Genomic DNA, 18,017 nt, shown 5'->3' with positions numbered 1-18,017 from the left:
ACGAAAGGCTGAGCGGTCATCCGGCACCGAAATCCGGACTCTCTCCTTTCACAAACAGGGATGTAAATGACCACCCCCGAAACTCGGAGCTCCATACCCGGAAGCTCGACGCCCGGGCACAGACGAGCGGCCCGCATCGCCGCCGCTGCCGGCCTGGTCGCCGCGCTCGTCGCGACCGGCGCCGCGCCCGTGCTCGCCACCGAGGCCCCGGTGTCCACTCCCCCGGTGAAGTCCTCGGACCCGGCCGACAAGCTCGGCGCCATCGACGCCCAGCGCCTCACCGAGGCCCAGGTCAGCGGCGAGAAGAACGTCACCGTGCTCGTCGCCACCGCCCCCGGCGCGACCGAGCAGGTCGCGGGTCAGCTCGACGCCGTCCCCGGCGCCTCCGTCGGCAAGCAGCAGGACGCGCTCGGCTACGTCCGCGCCACGCTGCCGACCGCGAAGGCCGAGGCGGCCATCAAGGCTGCCACGAAGCTCTCCTCCGTCCAGTCGATCGACCTCCAGGCCGAGATCGTCCTGGACGACCCGACCCCGGACGCGGGCGCCGTCGACGGCACGACCGTCACCACGACGTACCCGGCCCCGGGCAGGAACACCCCGGCGAAGAACCCGTACAACCCCTCGCACGAGACGGGCGCGGTCGACTTCGTCAAGGACCACTCGAAGGCCGACGGCCGCGGCGTGACCATCGGCATCCTGGACTCCGGCGTCGACCTCGGTCACCCGGCGCTCCAGAAGACCACCACCGGCGAGCGCAAGATCGTCGACTGGGTCACGGCCACCGACCCGATCACCGAGGGCGACGCCACCTGGCGTCTGCAGAACGCCCCGGTCGCGGGCCCGGTCTTCACCGCCTCCTCGCAGAGCTGGAAGGCGCCCGAGGGCTCCTACCAGTTCAGCCGCTTCACCGAGTCGGTCACCGCGGGCGGCGACCCGGCCGGTGACATCAACCGGGACGGCGACACCTCCGACGTCTTCGGCCTGCTGTACGACCCGGCCGCCGGGACCGTCCGCGTGGACACCGACCAGAACAACGACTTCACGGACAACGCGCCGATGAAGCCGTACAAGGACGGGTACCAGATCGGCTGGTTCGGTACCGACAACCCGGCCACCGAGGTCGCCGAGAAGACGCCGTTCGTCGTGGAGATCCGCAAGGACGTCCCGATGGACCCGCTCGGCGGCAGCTGGGTCGGCCAGAAGCGCGACTTCGTCAACGTCGGTCTCGTCGAGTCCTCGCACGGCACGCACGTCGCCGGCATCACCGCCGCCAACAGCCTTTTCGGCGGCCGGATGAACGGCGCGGCCCCCGGCGCGAAGATCGTCTCCTCGCGCGCCTGCACCTGGACCGGCGGCTGCACCAACACCGCCCTCACCGAGGGCATGACGGACCTCGTCGTCAACCGCGGCGTCGACATCGTCAACATGTCGATCGGCGGCCTGCCGGCACAGAACGACGGCGACAACGTCCGCTCGCGCCTCTACACCCGCCTGATCGACACGTACGGCGTCCAGCTGGTCATCTCGGCCGGCAACTCGGGCCCCGGCATCAACACGATCGGCGACCCGTCCCTGGCCGACAAGGTCATCTCGGTCGGCGCCGCCGTCTCCAAGGAGACCTGGGCCGCCAACTACGGCTCGGCCGTCGAGAAGAAGTACGCCATGTTCCCCTTCTCCTCGCGCGGCCCGCGTGAGGACGGCGGCTTCACCCCGACCATCACCGCCCCCGGCTCGTCCGTGAACACCATCCCGACCTGGCTGGCCGGCGCCGGTGTCCCCGAGTCCGGCTACGCGCTGCCCGCCGGTTACGGCATGCTCAACGGCACCTCGATGTCCTCGCCGCAGGCGGCGGGCGCGAGCGCGCTGCTGCTCTCGGCCGCGAAGCAGAAGGGCATCGCCCTCTCGCCGCTGACCCTGCGCACCGCCCTCACCTCGACCGCGAAGCGGATCTCCGGCGTCGCGGCCCACGAGCAGGGCTCGGGCCTCATCGACATCGAGGAGGCCTGGGACTCGATCAAGGACGGCGCCACGGCGCACGACTACAAGGTCGAGGCCCCGGTCGACACCGCGATCTTCCCGGCCCCGCACACCGGCACCGGTGTGTACGACCGTGAGGGCGACCTCAAGGTCGGCCAGAAGCGCGTCTACGACGTCACGATCACGCGCACGAGCGGCCCGAACCGGTCGATCGAGCACGAGCTCGACCTCAAGTACAACGACGGCACCTTCCGCATCCTCGGCGACGACGAGATCGACCTGCCGCTGAACAAGCCGGTCACCGTCAAGCTCCAGGCCCGTGCCGCCACCGCCGGCGCGCACAGCGTCATCCTGGAGGCCGACGACGAGCGCACCGAGGGCGTCGACAAGCAGATCCTCGCCACCTCGATCGTCGCGAGCGACCTGGTCGCCCCGGGCTACGGCTTCTCCGCCTCCGGCTCGGTGCAGCGCAACAGCACCAAGCACTACTTCGTCACCGTGCCCCAGGGCGCCAAGACGCTGGAGATCTCGCTGGCCGGTCTGAAGGCGAAGAGCCAGACCCGCTTCATCGCGATCCACCCGTACGGCGTGCCGGTCGACCCGACCGCCACCACGGGCTGCTACCCGCACTACAACCCGGCCAACACCTGCCGCCCGGACCTGCGGTCCTACGCGAACCCGACGCCCGGCGTCTGGGAGATCGAGGTCGAGTCCCGCCGTACGTCGCCGGACCTGGACAACCCGTACACCCTGGGTGTCAACGTCCTCGGCGCCGACTTCGACCCGGCCGTCCAGACGGTCGCCGAGGCGAAGATCGGCACCCCGGCCCCGGTCCAGTGGACGGTCACGAACCGCTTCTCCGGCATCGAGGGCAAGCTGAAGGGCGGCTCCCTCGGCTCGCAGAAGAGCGAGACGCCGACCATCCAGCACCACGAGAAGCAGACGAAGACCGTCACCATCGGTGAGGGCGTCGAGCGTCTCGACATCGGCATCGGCAACACCTCCGACAAGGCCGCCGACCTCGACCTCACGGTCTCGCTGAACGGCAAGCAGGTCGCCCAGTCGGCCGACGGCGACTCGGAGGAGTCCGTCTCCCTCGTGAAGCCGGCCGCGGGCACGTACACCGTCGTCATCGACGGCTACGCGGTCCACGCCGAGGGCGGCACCACGTACGACTACAAGGACGTGTACTTCTCGTCCGCGCTCGGCACCGTCCAGGTCGACGCGGCGAAGACGTACCCGCTGGCCAACGGCGCCTCCGCCCAGGTCTCGGCCGAGGTCCTGGTCGCCGGTGCGGCTCCCGAGGGCCGTCAGTTCTTCGGCGAGGTCCAGCTGGTCAACGCCCGCGGCACCCTCGCGGGCGCCGGCAGCGTCCTGATCGGCGCGGTCACCCCGTAGTACCCGTAGCACCCCGTACGTGAAGGGGGCGGGCGCCGGAACCGGTGCCCGCCCCTTTCGCGTCCCGACACTCGTCCGTCCCTTGGACAATGGATTGGACAAGGCGCCCCGGGACATACGCATCATGGACCGGCAGCACCCTGCACATACGTACGGAGGAGTCCCCGTGAAGGTCGGAATCGTCGGAGCCACCGGTCAGGTCGGCACAGTCATGCGCAGCATCCTGGCCGAGCGGAACTTCCCCCTCGACGAGCTGCGGCTCTTCGCCTCCGCGCGTTCCGCCGGCACCGTCGTCGACGGTGTCACGGTCGAGGACGCCTCCACCGCCGACTACACCGGCCTGGACATCGTGCTCTTCTCCGCCGGCGGCACCACCTCCAAGGCCCTCGCCGAGAAGGTCGCCTCCCAGGGCGCCGTCGTGATCGACAACTCCTCCGCCTGGCGCCGTGACCCCGAGGTCCCGCTGGTCGTCTCCGAGGTCAACCCGCACGCGATCAAGGACCGCCCCAAGGGCATCATCGCCAACCCGAACTGCACCACCATGGCCGCCATGCCGGTCCTCAAGCCCCTCCACCAGGAGGCCGGCCTGACCGCGCTGATCGCCACCACCTACCAGGCCGTCTCCGGCTCCGGTGTGGCCGGCGTCGCCGAGCTGCGCACCCAGGCGTGTGCCGTGGCCGAGAACGCCGACCAGCTGGCCTTCGACGGCGAGGCCGTGGAGTTCCCCGAGCCGGCCGTCTACAAGCGCCCGATCGCCTTCAACGTGGTCCCGCTCGCCGGCTCGATCGTCGACGACGGCTCCTTCGAGACCGACGAGGAGCAGAAGCTCCGCCACGAGTCCCGCAAGATCCTGGAGATCCCGGAACTCAAGGTCTCCGGCACCTGCGTGCGCGTCCCGGTCTTCTCGGGCCACTCCCTCCAGGTCAACGTCCGCTTCGAGCGGCCGATCGGCGTCGAGCGCGCCTACGAGCTGCTGAAGGACGCCGAGGGCGTCGTGCTCTCCGAGATCCCGACCCCGCTCCAGGCGGCCGGCAAGGACGCCTCCTACGTCGGTCGCATCCGCGTGGACGAGACGGTCGACAACGGCCTGGCGCTGTTCCTCTCCAACGACAACCTGCGCAAGGGCGCCGCGCTGAACGCGGTGCAGATCGCGGAGCTCGTCGCGGCCGAGCTCAAGGGCTGACCCGCACCACCCTCCGGAGGGGCGGCTTCCCGTTGCGGGGAGCCGCCCCTCCGGCGTGCCCGCCCGTGCCACAGTTCCCCCATGACCCAGATACCGCCGGGGGCCGACGTCCCGGTGCACCCGCAGGCCCTCCACGTCGCGGTCAGCTGGCGGACCGGGCCAGGGGTGCCCGACGTGGACGTCTCGGCGCTGCTGCTCGGGGCCGGGGACCGGGTCCGGGGCGACGCCGATCTGGTCTTCTACAACCGGACCGACCACCCCTCGGGCGCGGTGCGGCACCTCGGGAGATCGGCGCCGGGCGCGCCCGGCAGCCCGGCCGCCGACTGGCTGTGGCTGGACCTCGCGCGGGTGGAGCCGGACGTGGGACGTGTGGTGATCGCCGCCTCCACGGACGGGGGCGCCTTCGGGCAGGTGCCCGGGCTCGACCTGCGGGTCACGGACGGGGCCGGGAACCCCGTGGCGTACCGCGCGGTCGGGGGCGCGACGGCGGAGACGGCCTTCGTCCTCGGGGAGTTCCGCCGGCGCGACGGCGGCTGGCGGTTCCGCGCGGTCGCCCAGGGGTACGGCTCCGGGCTCGCCGGGCTCGCGACGGACCTCGGCATCGTGGTGGAGGCCCCGCCACCGCCGATCCCGGGCCCCGGCTACGTCCCGCCGCCCGCTCCCCCGGCGCCCGCCGCCCCGCCGGTGCCGGTGGCCGACCCGTACGGCGGGGACTTCCGGCCCGCCGTCTACCAGGGCCGCGGCAAGGAGACCGTGCGCTGCGGGCCGGAGCTGCCGCCGGGCCACTGGGTGCTCCTGGAGATCGAGTCGTACCACTCGCTCTCCACCACCATCGAGACCTGCGACGCCCACGGCCGCGCCGAGGAGTACCTGCTCGCGGCGTACGAGGACGAGGTCCGCGCCCGTACGGTCGCCCTCGTCCCGCGCGCCCGGTCGCTGGCCCTGCGGGTGGAGGCCGACGCCCCCTGGACGCTGCGGGTGCTGCCCCTCTCGCACGCGCGCCGCTTCGACAGCCACGTCGAGGGGCTCGCCCACGATCTGGTGGTCTACGAGGGGCCGCCCGGGGTCCTCGACTTCCTGCACCACGGCGAGTCGCGCTTCACCGTGCACCGGCACACCCCGCCGCACGATCCGCTCTACGACGACGAGGAGCGGGACCTGCTGGTCAACGGGGTCGGCGAGGTGCGGGCGAGCGTGGCCGTGCCGGGGCCGGGGCTGCTGCGGATCAGCGGTGACGGGTCGTGGAAATGTGCCGTGCGCCGCTGAGCCGGCCCGTGGAAGGATGGGCCAAACGTCACGAAACCGAGGAGTTGACCGGGTGCCTGGCACAAACCTGACCCGTGAAGAGGCCAAGCAGCGGGCCGCGCTGCTGACCGTGGACGCATACGAGGTCGAACTCGACCTCACCGGTGCGCAGGAGGGCGGCACCTACCGGTCCGTCACCACCGTCCGCTTCGATTCCGCCGAGGCCGGTGCCGAGACCTTCATCGATCTCGTCGCCCCCGCCGTCCACGAGGTCGTGCTCAACGGCCACGCGCTGGAGATCGGCGCCGTCTTCCGGGACTCCCGGATCGCGCTGCGCCATCTGCAGGCGGGCCGCAACGAGCTCAAGGTCGTCGCCGACTGCGCGTACACCAACACCGGTGAGGGCCTGCACCGCTTCGTCGACCCGGTCGACGACCAGGCCTATCTGTACACCCAGTTCGAGGTGCCGGACGCGCGGCGGGTCTTCGCCTCGTTCGAGCAGCCCGACCTGAAGGCGACCTTCCAGTTCACCGTGAAGGCCCCGACGGGCTGGACGGTGATCTCCAACTCGCCGACGCCGGAGACACCGAAGGACGACATCTGGGTCTTCGAGCCGACGCCCCGGATCTCCACGTACATCACGGCGCTGATCGTCGGCCCGTACCACTCGGTGCACTCCTCGTACGAGAAGGACGGGCAGAGCGTCCCGCTCGGCATCTACTGCCGTCCGTCGCTCGCCGAGTTCCTCGACGCCGACCACATCTTCGACGTCACGCGGCAGGGCTTCGACTGGTTCCAGGAGAAGTTCGCCTACGACTACCCGTTCGCCAAGTACGACCAGCTCTTCGTGCCGGAGTTCAACGCCGGCGCGATGGAGAACGCGGGCGCGGTCACCATCCGCGACCAGTACGTCTTCCGCTCGAAGGTGACGGACGCGGCGTACGAGCGGCGCGCCGAGACGATCCTGCACGAGCTCGCCCACATGTGGTTCGGCGACCTCGTCACCATGGAGTGGTGGAACGACCTCTGGCTGAACGAGTCGTTCGCCACGTACACCTCGGTCGCCTGCCAGGCCTCGGTGGCCGGCACCCGCTGGCCGAACGCCTGGACGACCTTCGCCAACGCGGAGAAGACCTGGGCCTACCGCCAGGACCAGCTGCCGTCGACGCACCCGATCATGGCGGAGATCAACGACCTGGAGGACGTGCTCGTCAACTTCGACGGGATCACGTACGCCAAGGGCGCCAGCGTCCTGAAGCAGCTCGTCGCCTACGTCGGCCAGGACGAGTTCTTCAAGGGCGTCCAGGCCTACTTCCAGGCGCACGCCTTCGGGAACACCCGTCTGTCCGACCTGCTCGGCGCGCTGGAGGAGACCTCCGGCCGTGACCTGAAGACCTGGTCGAAGGCGTGGCTGGAGACGGCCGGCATCAACATCCTGCGGCCGGAGATCGAGACCGACGAGAACGGCGCCGTCACCGCCTTCGCCGTCAGGCAGGAGGCCCCGGCGCTGCCCGCCGGCGCCAAGGGCGAGGCCGTCCTGCGTCCGCACCGGATCGCCATCGGCTTCTACGACCTCGACGCGAGCGGCAAGCTGGTCCGCACCGACCGCCTCGAACTCGACATCGAGGCCGCCGAGCTGACCTCCGTGCCGCAGCTGGTGGGCAAGGCCCGCCCGGCCGTCGTCCTGCTCAACGACGACGACCTGTCGTACGCGAAGGTCCGCCTCGACGAGGTGTCCCTCACCAACGTCACCGCGCACCTCGGCGACTTCGCCGACTCGCTGCCGCGCGCCCTGTGCTGGGCGTCCGCCTGGGACATGACCCGCGACGGCGAGCTGGCCACCCGCGACTACCTGGACCTCGTGCTCTCCGGGATCGCCAAGGAGTCCGACATCGGCGTCGTCCAGTCGCTCCAGGGCCAGGTCAAGGCCGCCCTCGAGCTGTACGCGGCGCCGGAGTGGCGCGAGGCCGGTCTGGCCCGCTGGACCGAGGCCACCCTCGCCCACCTCCAGGCGGCCGCGCCCGCGAGCGACCACCAGCTGGCGTGGGCGCGCGCCTTCGCGGCGACCGCCCGCACCCCGCAGCAGCTGGATCTGCTCGCCGCCCTCCTGGAGGGCCGCGAGACCGTCGAGGGCCTGGCGGTCGACACCGAGCTGCGCTGGACGTTCGTCCAGCGGCTCGCGGCCACCGGCGTCTACGACGAGGCGGAGATCGCCGCCGAGCTGGAGCGCGACCGCACGGCGGCGGGCGAGCGGCACGCGGCGACCGCGCGCGCGGCCCGTCCGACGGAGGCCGCGAAGGCCGAGGCCTGGGCCTCGGTCGTCGAGGACGACAAGCTGGCGAACGCGGTGCAGGAGGCCGTCATCGGCGGCTTCGTCCAGTCCGACCAGCGCGAGCTGCTCGCCCCGTACTCGGCGAAGTACTTCGCGTCGATCAAGGGCATCTCGGAGACCCGCAGCCACGAGATCATCCAGCAGATCGTGGTCGGCCTCTACCCGACGCTCCAGGTCTCGCAGGAGACGCTGGACGCGACGGACGCCTGGATCGCGGAGCACGAGCCGGCCCCGGCGCTGCGCCGTCTGGTGACGGAGTGCCGCGCGGGCGTCGAGCGCGCCCTGAAGGCCCAGGCGGCGGACGCGGCCGCCGGCGCGTGAGCGCGGTGACGTGACGTCGGTGACGTGAGGAAGGGGCCCCCGGACCGACGGTCCGGGGGCCCCTTCTCCGTGCCTGGGCAGGTCAGCCCAGGGAGTCGATCCACTGCCAGCCGCCGGTGCCGACGGTCGCGGCCGGCGCGAAGCCGGTGGGCGTGCCCGTGCCCGTGCCCGGCAGGAACTCCAGGTTCTCGGCGGTGCCCGAGGTACGGGTCGACCACAGGTCGGGGACCTTGTCGCCGTTCGCGTCGCCGGCCGACAGCAGGAGGCGTCGGTCGGCGACGGCCGCCTCGCCGGCGGCGGCGAGGACGGTCGGGGTGGTGCCGAGGTGCTGGGTTCCCCGGCTCGGGTACTGCTTGATCGCTCCGGTCGCGCGGTCCCGGGCCCACACGTCGGCCAGTCCGTCACCGCCGGTGTCGCCAGGCGTCAGCACGTCGTACGCGGCCCACTCCGCGTCGCCGATGGGGAGAGCCGCCCTGGGGGCGAAGGCGGGCTGTCCCGCCTGGGGCTCGCCGCCGCGGTGCAGCCACAGGCCGGTGCCGCTGCGGACGAGGACGTCGGGCAGGTCGTCGCCGTCGACATCGCCCGCCGCGAGGGGGGTGAGGCCGCTCCAGCCGGTGGGCCGGCCGCCCATGGCGACGCGCGGGCCGAGCTCGCCGCCGCCGGTGTTGGGATAGACCCACAGGTCGTTGCCGATGCGGGCGAGCACATCCGGGTGGCCGTCGCCGGTCCAGTCGCCGCGGTGGCTGACGACGGCGCCGGCCCAGCCGCCGGTGCCGATCACGCGCGGGGTGCCGAGGGCTCCGCCGTCCGTGCCCGGGTACAGGCGCAGATTGCCGTCGTCCTTCACCGCGAGGACGTCGGGCCGGCCGTCGCCGGTCAGATCGGTGTCGGCGCCGGAGCCCAGGCGGGCGGCGGCGCGGAGCAGCTTGTGGTCGGAGAGCGGCTTGGCGCCGGGCGACTCGGGTTCGAGCGCGTCGGCCCGCACGCTGCGGAAGTCGCGCGCGCTGAGGAAGACGTGGTCGAACTTCTTGCCGCTCGCGATGGTCGGCTCACGGTCGTTCTCGTCGGCCTCGACGAACGGTCCGGTGCCGGGCAACCCGGTGCGGATCGGGTTCAGCACGGGGTCGTAGGTCGCTTCCGTACCCGCGTTGAGGTCGGTGCCGAGGATCACCGGGGCTCCGGCGGCCCAGGTGTCGAGGTGCGCCATCACCTGCGAGGAGCCGTTGTCCGGCTTGATGTACTGGGCGAGGTGGGTGGTGCAGGCGAGCGTGGTGCGGCCGTCGATCGGGCCGCGCGCGCAGAGGACCGAGCGCGGTGACTCGCCGGCCGGGACCGTGAGGCCGGCCGCGTACCGCTCCACGGCGGGGGCCTTGACGAAGACACCGAGGCCCAACCGGGTGTCGGTCGACCACTTGGCGCAGCCCGGGTAGGACCTGGCGGACGTCCACACGGCCCTGTAGCCGGGAAGGGCGTCCCGCAGGGAGACCCACTGGCCGATGCACAGCTCCTGGAGCATGAGGACGTCCGTGTCCCAGGCCAGGGTCTGCTCGCGGAGTTCGGCCGTCCAGGTGGGCAGGTCGAGGTCGCTCCGGCATTCCTCCCACCCGCCGCACACGTTGTACGTGATCGTGCGCACCGGCGGCGCGGTGGCCGGGTCGACGACGTCCTCGGCGAGGGCCGGGGAGGTGAGGCCGGCGAGCAGCGCTGCCGCGAGGGCGAACGCGGCGGCGAGCCGGGCCGCTCCTGTCCTCACGGTCGATCTCACCGTCGACCTCGCTGCCGGTCTCGATGCCGGTCTCGATGCCGGTCTCGCTGTCGATCGGAATCGTTCCATCGGTCCCCCAGGTGGTCGGTGGTCGCGCCCGGCCGGATGATCTTCGCAGGCGTCCTGGGGGACGGCGAAGGGGCACCCTCCCCCACGGAGGTGCCCCTTCGCCGCGTCTGGAGTCCGCCCGGCGGGCAGGCGTCGGCGCGCGGCCGCTCCGCCGGGCGGAAGTCCGGGGTCCCGCGCGTCAGCCGCCGAGGGCCGCGTACCGGGCGCGCAGGTCGGAGGCGCCCTGCTCCGTCAGCGTGCCGTGGAGCCGCATCCGGGCGACGCCGCCGTCGGGGAAGGCGTCGAGGCGGACGTGGGTGACGACGGCCTGGGCGGGGAGCTTGAAGCGGTGCAGGGTGTCGGGCTGGAGCCGGGTCCGGGGGATGATCTCGAACCACTCGCCCGTGTCGCCGTTGCGGCCCTGGAGCGCGATCCAGCCGGCGGAGTTGCCCTTGAGGTAGGCGGTGTCGATCTCGACGGCGCGGACGGCGCCCTGGGCGGCGAGCCGGAAGCGGACCCAGTCGTTGGTGCCGCGGACCCGGCGGCGGCGGTTCTCCCAGCCGTCGTCCATCTTGCGGGAGGTGCCGGGCAGGATGATCTGCGTGGGCGAGGAGTAGAACTTGTCCGAGGCGTCCTCGTACGAGCCGCCGTTGAGCACGGCGATCAGGTCGAGGGTGCCGAGGAGCTCCAGCCACTCGGGGTCGGGGACGACCTCGCCGTGGACGCGGAGGCGGGCGATGCCGCCGTCGGGGTGCTGGCAGAGGCGCAGGTGGGTGAAGCGGCGCTCGGCGTCCACGCGGAAGCCGTTGGCGGCGTGGCCGCGGACGGGGGTCGGCGGGACGAGCTCCTCCCACTTCGCGTCGAGCAGCTCGGCGGGGCTGGGCGAGCCCTCCACCGCGGTGGCCTGGATGCTGACCTTCTGCGGGTAGTTGCCGCGGAAGTGGGCGGTGTCGACGACGATCCCGCGGATCACGCCGGGGGCGCCGAGGCGGACGATCGCCCAGTCGTGGTCCTCGGGTGCGGGGAAGACGTTCTCGGCGTCGGCGCCGCGGCGGCGGCGGGTCTCCCAGCCGTCCATGATCTTGCCCTTGTGGCCGAAGTGCTCCGGGTCGAAGACGGCCCGCTCGCGGACGAGGAGGTTCTCGCGCTCGGCGAAGAACTCGTCGTTGGCGGCCACGACTCCGGCGCCGAGGCGGCGGTCGGCGAGGTCGACGAGCTCGGTGAAGGGGAAGTCACCGGACCGGTAGTCGGCGTACGGGTCGCCGCCGGAGTAGGGGGCGGCGTCGTTGGCGTGCGGGTCCTGGGTCTCGTCGAAGTCGCTCATGCCTCGACTCTCCCGCGCCCGTCCCCTCCGGTCCATCGAATGTTTTCGATGACGTCTTTCAGTTCTGCTGAACGGTGGCAGGGGTGGTTCCGCGGCAGACCGAGGGGCTCAGTTCTGCTGGACGGATTCCCGGGCCGCGGCCGCCTGCCCGAGCGCGGCGAGCACCCGGGCCACCGCCGGCCCCTCCTCGGCCCCGCGCCGTACCGCCGCGACGACATGGCGGCGCGGCTGGTCGGCGGAGAGGACGCGCATGACGACCCCGGCGCCGCCCCGGCGGTCGGCGGAGGCCATCCGGGGCACGAGCGCGATGCCCATCCCGGCCTCGACCATGGCGAGGATCGCGGTCCAGCCGGAGGCGCTGTGGGCCTGTTCGGGCACGAAGCCGGCGGCCTCGCAGGCGGCGGTGGTGATCTCCGACCAGGGGCCGGAGCCGCCGAAGATCCACGGCTCGGCGGCGAGGTCGGCGAGGCGGAGGCCGGGCGCGTCGGCGAGCGGGTGTCCGGCGGGCAGGGCGACGTCGAGGGGGTCGGCGAGGAGGGGCACCCGGCTGAACTTGGGGTCGCGCGCCGAGGGCGCGTGGGCGGCGAGCGAGAGCGCCAGGTCGACCTCGCCCGCGGTGAGCAGTTCGTACGCCTCCGCCGCCTCGGCCTCCCGGACGCGGATGTCGAGTCCGGGGTGGGCGGTCCGGAGCTGTCGTACGGCGGGGACGACGAGGGCGGGCACGGCCGTCGAGAAGGCCGCCACCCGCAACTGCCCGGCCTCGCCGCGCAGGTACCCGTCGAGTTCGGCGTCGGCGCGCTCCAGCTGGGCGAAGACCGCCTCCGCGTGCCGCAGCACCAGATGGGCGGCGTCGGTGAGCCGGACCCGGCGGCCCTGGGCCTCCAGGAGCCGCACCCCGAGCTGTTTGGCGAGGTTGGTGAGCTGCTGGGACACGGCCGAGGGGGTCATGCGCAGGGCCTCCGCGGTCGCGGTGACGGTGCCGCGGTCGCGGAGGGTGCGGAGGATCTGGAGCTTCTTGATGTCCCACTCGGTCATGGGGCGCAACCTACCGGGCGGGCCGGGCGGCACTCAGCGGGCTCGTGCCGAGGCCAGCGCCACCCCGCCGAGGACGAGGGCCATGCTCACGCCGCCGAGGAGGCCGAGCCGCTCGCCGAGGAGGGCGTACGAGAGGAGGGCGACGCAGACGGGCTGGAGGTAGTAGACGACCCCCGCGCGGGCCGCGCCGACCAGGGTGATCGCCTTGTTCCACGCGAAGAAGGCGACGGCGGAGGAGAAGACGCCGACGTACAGCAGGGGGCCCGCGGTCGCGAGGCCGAGGGCGAACCCGCCCTGGACGGTGAGCGACACGGCGTACGCGGGGGCGAGCATCAGGGCGCCGAGCAGGAACGCGGTGAAGAGGAAGGCGAGTCCGTCGATCTCGGCGGGCTTGCGCTTGAGCAGGGCGCTGTACGAGGCGAAGGACAGGGCCGCGGCGAACATCCACAGGTCGCCGGCGGCGAGATCGACGGTGAGCGAGCCCTTGCCGACGAGCAGGAGCACTCCCAGCGCGGCGGTCAGCATCCCGAGGATCCGGCGGGCGCCGAGGCGTTCGCCGCCGAGCCGGGCGTACCCCGCCATGATCACCGGGGAGGCGGCCATGATCATGCCCATGTTGGAGGCGGAGGTGGTCAGTCCGGCCTGGTGCACGAGGGTGTTGTAGAGCGCGACGCCGAAGAGCGAGGCGAGGGCGACGAAGCCGAGGTGGCGGCGGATCGTCCGCCACTGCCGCAGGAACGGGCGGGCGGCGAAGGGCGCGACGGCGAGCAGCGCGATGATCCAGCGCCAGAAGACCGCCTGGACGGGCGGGACGGTCTCGGCCATGCCGCGGGTGGCGACGAAGCTGCCGGACCAGACGACGGTGGCGAGGAGGGCCAGGAGAACGCCGAGGCCGGCGCCCCGTGCGAGCTTCCTCGCGGGCGCCGGCTTCTCGGTCGTGGCGGCGGCGGTGCTTGTGCTGTCGTCGGTGGGTGTGGTGCTGGTGCCGTCGTCGGTGGAGGCGGTGCTTGTGCTGTTGGTGGTGGTCGGGTGGCGGGCGGTGATCAGGCTCATGCGGCCTACCGTCGCACTCCCGAACCCTCCAGGTCCATCGAAACTTCCTGACCGTTTCGTTCAGTGGAGCTGAACGATACGATCCGCGCCGGCGCCTTCGGGGTACGGGGTCCGAGCTGGCCGGCCAGGGTGGCACCGAAGGCGATCGCCATGCCGAGCACCTGCACCGGGCCGAGGGCCTGGCCGAGCGCCACCCAGCCGATGACGGCCGCGGTGATCGGGGACAGCGGGCCGAGAAGGGTGGCCGAGGAGGCGCTCAGCCGCTCGATGCCGCGGAACCAGAGGAAGTAGGAGATCGCGGTGTTGCCGAGGGCCAGGTAGACGTAGCCGGCCACGTTGGTGCCGGTCAGGGCCGGCGGGGCGCCCTCGACCAGGAAGGCGATCGGCAGGATGACCAGGCCGCCCGCGGTGAGCTGCCAGCCGGTGAGCGCGAGGGCGCCGACGCCCTCGGGACGGCCCCAGCGCTTGGTGAAGACGATGCCCGCGGACATCGAGAGCGAGGAGAGCAGTCCGGCGGCCACACCGATCAGGTCGAATGCGGCTCCTGCCTTGAGGACCACGAGACTGACACCGAAGGCGGCGGCGACGGCGGTGAGCAGGGTCTTCACGGTGGGCTTCTCGCCGAGGAAGAGGGCGGCGAGGCCGACGACGAAGAGCGGGCCGACGGAGCCGACGACCGCGGCGACCCCGCCGGGCAGCCGGTAGGCGGCGAGGAAGAGCAGCGGGAAGAAGGCGCCGATGTTGAGCGCTCCGAGGACCGCCGACTTCCCCCACCAGGCGCCCTGCGGGAGCTTGCGGGTGAGGGCGAGGAGCAGGAGGCCGGCGGGCAGGGCGCGCATCAGGCCGGTGAAGAGGGGGCGGTCCGGCGGGAGGAACTCGGTGGTGACGAAGTAGGTGGAGCCCCAGGAGATCGGGGCGAGCGCGGTCAGTGCGACTACGGCGGCCTTGCGGGACATGACGGTTCCCCCTGCTGTGGAGTGCCCGGACCGGTGCGGGACCGGCTGGCTTGGCGGTAATTAACTTACCACTAAGCTACTTGCTTGCAAGTGGCTTTCTTGCCATCGAGTCGTACCGAAGGGGAGACTGGTCCCATGGAGACGAACACCCCGGCCCCGGCGCCCGCCCCCGACACCGCTCCGGGCCCCGGCCCCGCCCATGACGCCGTCGATGCCATCGCCGACCAGTGGGCGGCCGTCCGGCCCGACCTGGACACCGTGCCGATGGCCGTCTTCGGGCGGATCTACCGACTGGCCAACGCCATGCGCGGCCGGGTGGACAAGGCGTACGCGCCCTACGGCATGGCGCTCGGGGAGTTCGACGTGCTGGCGACGCTGCGCAGGTCCGGGGAGCCGTACACGCTCTCACCGCGCGAGCTGACCGCCACGCTGATGATCACCACCGGCGGGATGACCGGCCGGCTGGACAAGCTGGAGAAGGCGGGGCTGCTGACCCGCAGCCCCGACCCGCACGACCGGCGCGGGCTGCGGGTGACGCTCACCGAGCACGGCCGGGAGCTGGTGGACCAGGCCGTCGGCGCCGGGCTCGGGCAGCAGCGGGCGGCACTGGAGTCGGCGCTCACGGCCGAGGAGGCGGAGCAGCTGACGGGTCTGCTGCGCAAGCTGCTCGCGACGACCGCGTAGCGCGTGAACGCACGCGAGGGCGCCGCACGGTACGTCGGTACCGTGCGGCGCCCTCGGAGAGGCGGGGAGAAGGCGGTCAGGCCTTCTTGGACCTGTCGAGCACCATCACCAGGCCGCAGATGCCCAGGAACAGCACCAGCGGGGCGGCCACGAACAGGCCGAGGGTCTCGACGACCTCCAGCTTGGGGGCCGGGTCGTCACCGTCGTCGCGGGTCAGCGCGAGCGCGGGGGACGACATGAGCAGCATCATCAGCGTCGTACCGGCCGCGACGGCACCGGCGCGCAGGGCGTTCTTCTTGTCCACGGCCCCAAAGTAGCGAACACCTCGGCGAGCCGCGCGCGCGGGGGTACCGTACGGGCGCCTCCCGGCCCGCGCGGTCACTCCCCGGGGTCCGTACGCGCGTGCAGCTCACGGAGCAGCGCGTGGGCGCGGGGCGAGGCCGCGAGGCGCTCCAGGGTGAGCGGCTGCCCGTCCGGGCCCGCGATCGGCAGCCGCCAGTTGGGGTACTCGTCCCAGGTGCCCGGGAGGTTCTGCGGCCTGCGGTCCCCCACCGCGTCCGGCAGCCACACCCCCACCATCCGGGCCGGGGTGCTCAGCAGGAACCGGTGGACCGCCAGGATCTCGGCGGGCTCCTCCCCCGCCCCCTCCGGCAGCAGCCCGAGCCGCTGGAAGAGGCCCAGCCACTCGGCGGTCTCGGCCGCGTCCGCCGCCCGGTCGCGCTCCGGGTCGCCGTCGAGGAGCCCGAGCCGGTGCCGCAGGGCGACGTGGTCGCCGGAGAGCCGGGCGGCCGTCGGCGGCAGGTCGTGGGTGGTGGCGGTGGCCACGCACTCCGCGCGCCAGCGCTCCGGGGGCACCGGACGGCCCGTGCCCGCCCAGTCCCGCTCGAACCAGAGCACGGAGGTCCCGAACACCCCGCGCCGGGACAGCTCCTCCCGTACGCCCGGCTCGACCGTGCCGAGGTCCTCGCCGATCACGAGGGCGCCCGCGCGGTGCGCCTCCAGGGCGAGGACGGCGAGCATTGCGTCGGCGTCGTACCGGACGTACGTCCCTCCGGTGGGCTCACTGCCCTCCGGCACCCACCAGAGCCGGAACAGCCCCATCACGTGGTCGATGCGCAGGGCGCCCGCGTGCCGCAGGAGTTCGCGGAGGAGGCCGCGGTACGGGGCGTAGCCCGCGGCGGCGAGGGCGTCGGGCCGCCAGGGCGGCAGGCCCCAGTCCTGGCCGCGGGCGTTGAAGGCGTCGGGCGGGGCGCCGACCGACATGCCGGCCGCGAAGGCGTCCTGCTGCGCCCAGGAGTCCGAGCCCTCCGGATGGACGCCGACGGCCAGGTCGTGGACGATCCCGACCGCCATCCCGGCCTCGCGGGCGGCCGCCGCCGCCTCGGCCAGCTGCCGGTCCGTCAGCCAGGCCAGCCGGCAGTGGAAGTCGACCCGGGCCGCGAGCGCGGGGTCGGCGAGCACGACGCGCTCCGCCGAGCGCGGCTCGCGCAGCTCCTCGGGCCAGGCGCGCCAGTGGGGACCGTGCCGCTCGGCGAGGGCCTGGTAGGTGGCGTGGTCCTCCAGGGCGCGGCCCCGCTCGGCGAGGAAGTCGTGGTAGTCGGAGCGCCGCCCGGGCCCGAGCTCCACGCCCCCGACCACGAGCTCCAGGGCCCGCCGCTTGACGTCCCACACCGCGTCACGGTCGATCAGCGCGCCCTTGCCGAGGACCCGTTCGCGCAGCTCGGCCGCCTCGGCGAGGATCCGGTCCAGCTCGTCGCGGTGGGCGGGGTCCACGTGCGCGTACTCGGGGACGGACTCGATCCGCAGATGGACCGGGTCGGGGAAGCGGCGCGAGGAGGGGCGGTACGGCGAGGGGTCGCTCGGCGCCCCGGGCACGCCCGCGTGCAGGGGGTTGACCTGGACGAAGCCGGCGCCGTGCGTGCGGCCCGCCCAGGTGGCGAGCTCCCGCAGGTCCCCGAGGTCGCCCATGCCCCAGGAGCGGCTGGAGAGCAGCGAGTAGAGCTGGACGAGCAGCCCGTAGGTGCGGCGCCCCGGGCCGGGCACGCGCGCGGGGCTCACGACGAGGGTGCTGGTCGCGGAGCGCCCGTCGGGGGCCGTCGCCTCGACCGTGTGGACGCCGAGGGGCAGCCGCTCCCAGTCGTCGCCGGTGAGGACCGCGCCCTCCTCGGTGGTGACCCGCAGCCGGGTGCCGGGCGGCAGGTCGGCCGGCGGGCCGAGGGCGTCCTCCCCCCGCCGCCGGACCAGGGTGGGCGGCAACAGTCGCTCCCGCTCGGCCCGTTCCGCCGCCGCGAGGGCGGCTTCGACCGCCTCCGGCGTCGTCGCGTCCACGCCCAGGGCGCCGAGGACGGCCACCACGGCGGCGTCCGGCACGGAGACGGTGACGCCCGCGGAGGGGCTGTACTCGGTGGCGACGCCGTGACGGGCGGCGAGACGGGCCAGGGTCACTTCACACTCCGGGGGACTCCGAACCACCCGCGCTGCCGCGGACGGTGGGTTCGCTGGTGAGGGGTGCCGCCTCGGTCAGGGGCGGCTCGCTGGTGAGGGGCGTCGTGTCGGGGAGCGGCGGTTCGCTGGTCAGCGGGGAGTCGGGGCCTGCCGACTGCTGAGGAATCCGTATCCGTCCGGGATGGCGGGCGGTCGTGGTCACGGGGGTCTCCCGGTTTCGTCTCGACAGGTGGGACTCGGGGGTAACAGCC

13 protein-coding genes are annotated in these 18,017 nt (G+C 73.0%); 5 read left to right on the top strand and 8 right to left on the bottom strand.

The features are described 5' to 3' along the window. Positions 1-66 precede the first annotated feature (66 nt). The 4 genes from ACF08F_RS15175 (at position 67) to pepN (ending at position 8,456) form a co-directional block, all read left to right on the top strand. Positions 67-3,375, top strand: a complete 3,309-nt coding sequence (locus ACF08F_RS15175; protein WP_392298937.1) for a S8 family serine peptidase — start codon at positions 67-69, stop codon at positions 3,373-3,375. A 166-nt stretch (positions 3,376-3,541) separates the two neighbouring features. Continuing rightward, positions 3,542-4,558, top strand: coding sequence for an aspartate-semialdehyde dehydrogenase (locus tag ACF08F_RS15170; RefSeq protein WP_392298936.1), 1,017 nt, complete (start codon positions 3,542-3,544; stop codon positions 4,556-4,558). Between the two features lie 81 nt (positions 4,559-4,639). Further along, positions 4,640-5,824 carry a TerD family protein gene (locus tag ACF08F_RS15165; RefSeq protein WP_392298935.1) on the top strand — a complete coding sequence of 395 codons (1,185 nt, stop codon included), beginning with the start codon at positions 4,640-4,642 and terminating at the stop codon, positions 5,822-5,824. A 52-nt stretch (positions 5,825-5,876) separates the two neighbouring features. After that, the gene (gene pepN, locus ACF08F_RS15160) at positions 5,877-8,456 is read left to right on the top strand and encodes an aminopeptidase N (RefSeq protein WP_392298934.1); all 2,580 of its coding nucleotides are present in this window, start codon (positions 5,877-5,879) and stop codon (positions 8,454-8,456) included. A gap of 82 nt (positions 8,457-8,538) precedes the next feature. Here pepN and ACF08F_RS15155 read toward each other — a convergent pair whose 3' ends face one another. From ACF08F_RS15155 to ACF08F_RS15135, 5 genes are all read right to left on the bottom strand, one after another. After that, positions 8,539-10,209 carry an FG-GAP-like repeat-containing protein gene (locus tag ACF08F_RS15155; RefSeq protein WP_392298933.1) on the bottom strand — a complete coding sequence of 557 codons (1,671 nt, stop codon included), beginning with the start codon at positions 10,207-10,209 and terminating at the stop codon, positions 8,539-8,541. A 259-nt stretch (positions 10,210-10,468) separates the two neighbouring features. Continuing rightward, entirely contained in the window at positions 10,469-11,593 is a 1,125-nt protein-coding gene (gene alc, locus ACF08F_RS15150; RefSeq protein ID WP_392298932.1) for an allantoicase, read from the bottom strand. 108 nt (positions 11,594-11,701) lie between these two features. Continuing rightward, on the bottom strand, positions 11,702-12,628 hold the full coding sequence (locus ACF08F_RS15145) for a LysR family transcriptional regulator (RefSeq protein ID WP_392298931.1): 927 nt from the start codon (positions 12,626-12,628) through the stop codon (positions 11,702-11,704). A 33-nt stretch (positions 12,629-12,661) separates the two neighbouring features. Further along, positions 12,662-13,681 carry a DMT family transporter gene (locus tag ACF08F_RS15140; protein ID WP_392298930.1) on the bottom strand — a complete coding sequence of 340 codons (1,020 nt, stop codon included), beginning with the start codon at positions 13,679-13,681 and terminating at the stop codon, positions 12,662-12,664. 5 nt (positions 13,682-13,686) lie between these two features. Beyond that, a complete protein-coding gene (locus tag ACF08F_RS15135; RefSeq protein ID WP_392298929.1) occupies positions 13,687-14,637 on the bottom strand; it encodes an EamA family transporter in 951 nt (316 codons plus the stop codon). A 135-nt stretch (positions 14,638-14,772) separates the two neighbouring features. Between ACF08F_RS15135 and ACF08F_RS15130 the strand changes: the two genes are divergently transcribed. Further along, the gene (locus tag ACF08F_RS15130; RefSeq protein ID WP_392298928.1) at positions 14,773-15,321 is read left to right on the top strand and encodes a MarR family winged helix-turn-helix transcriptional regulator; all 549 of its coding nucleotides are present in this window, start codon (positions 14,773-14,775) and stop codon (positions 15,319-15,321) included. A 76-nt stretch (positions 15,322-15,397) separates the two neighbouring features. Here ACF08F_RS15130 and ACF08F_RS15125 read toward each other — a convergent pair whose 3' ends face one another. From ACF08F_RS15125 to ACF08F_RS15115, 3 genes are all read right to left on the bottom strand, one after another. Continuing rightward, positions 15,398-15,625, bottom strand: coding sequence for a hypothetical protein (locus ACF08F_RS15125; protein ID WP_392298927.1), 228 nt, complete (start codon positions 15,623-15,625; stop codon positions 15,398-15,400). A gap of 74 nt (positions 15,626-15,699) precedes the next feature. Next, the gene (malQ, locus tag ACF08F_RS15120; RefSeq protein WP_392298926.1) at positions 15,700-17,766 is read right to left on the bottom strand and encodes a 4-alpha-glucanotransferase; all 2,067 of its coding nucleotides are present in this window, start codon (positions 17,764-17,766) and stop codon (positions 15,700-15,702) included. A 1-nt stretch (position 17,767) separates the two neighbouring features. Further along, positions 17,768-17,968 carry a hypothetical protein gene (locus tag ACF08F_RS15115; RefSeq protein WP_150270196.1) on the bottom strand — a complete coding sequence of 67 codons (201 nt, stop codon included), beginning with the start codon at positions 17,966-17,968 and terminating at the stop codon, positions 17,768-17,770. Between the last annotated feature and the right edge of the window lie 49 nt (positions 17,969-18,017).

The sequence above is a fragment of the Streptomyces sp. NPDC015130 genome (assembly GCF_043080005.1).
Classification (GTDB): Bacteria; Actinomycetota; Actinomycetes; order Streptomycetales; family Streptomycetaceae; genus Streptomyces.
Note: the sequence above shows the minus strand (reverse complement) of the source record. Positions and strands in the feature narration are given on the sequence as shown.